Annotated in this window: 2 protein-coding genes and 1 pseudogene; all 3 read left to right on the top strand. The window is 40.1% G+C overall.

The annotated features are described in order from the left end of the window. Positions 1 to 434 (top strand): IS66 family transposase (locus QUB66_RS29705; RefSeq protein WP_332970813.1); only part of this gene is annotated, 434 nt, incomplete at its 5' end. Next, a complete protein-coding gene (locus QUB66_RS29700) occupies positions 431 to 874 on the top strand; it encodes a hypothetical protein (protein WP_332970814.1) in 444 nt (147 codons plus the stop codon). The genes QUB66_RS29705 and QUB66_RS29700, both read left to right, overlap by 4 nt. A 39-nt stretch (positions 875 to 913) precedes the next feature. Further along, positions 914 to 1,075, top strand: a pseudogene (locus QUB66_RS29695) (ISL3 family transposase); the annotation flags it as partial.

The raw sequence follows: 1,075 nt of genomic DNA, 5'->3' as shown, positions 1-1,075 counted from the left end.
GGATTTTCGCCCCAGCGATGAAGAGGTTATTATTAAGAGCTTTTATCATCCATCGACGACGAGAAAGAATCGACGATACTAGACTCAATCGATATCGAAAAAATTTACAGGAAAGATTAACTAGAATTTTGAATTTAGCGCCACATCATCTGGATGGTATCCGGTTACGAAAACGCTATGGTGGGCTAATTGACAATTTATTTCTATTTCTGGAAGATGCGGGGATTCCACCCACAAATAATAGTAGTGAACAGGCGATTCGGATGAGTGTAATATTTCGCCGTGTGACTAATGGCTTCCGTTCGGAATGGGGCAGAGATTTGTTTGCTGCCGTTCGTTCGGTTGTCAATACTGGCAAACGTCAGGGTTTAACTGCTTATCAATCTATTCAACAAGCTCTCTCTATTGATGGCTCCCTTTTTTCCCCTAGTTGAGCAATTACTTATTAGCTTATAAAGATGCTCCCATTCCCGAAGCGGCACTGCTTTTAAGGTCGAAATTTCGGCGGCTTTTTGAAACTCCAAGCGGCTATGAATTGTTGGATGAACGCAAACAATTAACTGCGACAAAAGTATCGGAGTTGCTGAGAGTTTTAGAGCATCCTGAATTACCTTTACACAATAATCCGGCTGAGTTAGCTGCCAGAACTATGGTGCAGCGACGTAATATTAGCTATGCAACTCAGACGATTGAGGGTACTCAGGCATGGGATACTTTTATGTCTCTTGTTGCTACTACTCGTCAGTTGGGAATCAGTTTTTTTGATTATGTCCGTGACCGAATTTCTCAACTTGGAATTATTCCCTCTCTATCTACTATTATTCGCTCCAAGTCTTCTCTTCATCCCTTGGGCTTGTCTTGGCAACTAGAATAACTGCTACCCCTACTTATTGAGCCGATACATAGATTTCATGTGACAAAAATGATTCATGAGGAATTAAATCAGTCGAGAATTGAGCAAAAAAAGGCAGCATTATCGCTGAAAGCGAAAGAAAAAGCTAAATTATTGGATAGTTTAAAAGGAAGTAAATATACATTGTTGAAAGCAGAAAATAAGTTATCTGACGACGATAAA

Origin of the sequence: Microcoleus sp. A2-C3 (genome assembly GCF_036706065.1) — a bacterium.
Classification (GTDB): Bacteria; Cyanobacteriota; Cyanobacteriia; order Cyanobacteriales; family Microcoleaceae; genus Microcoleus.
This window is presented reverse-complemented; position numbering and strand designations above follow the sequence as displayed.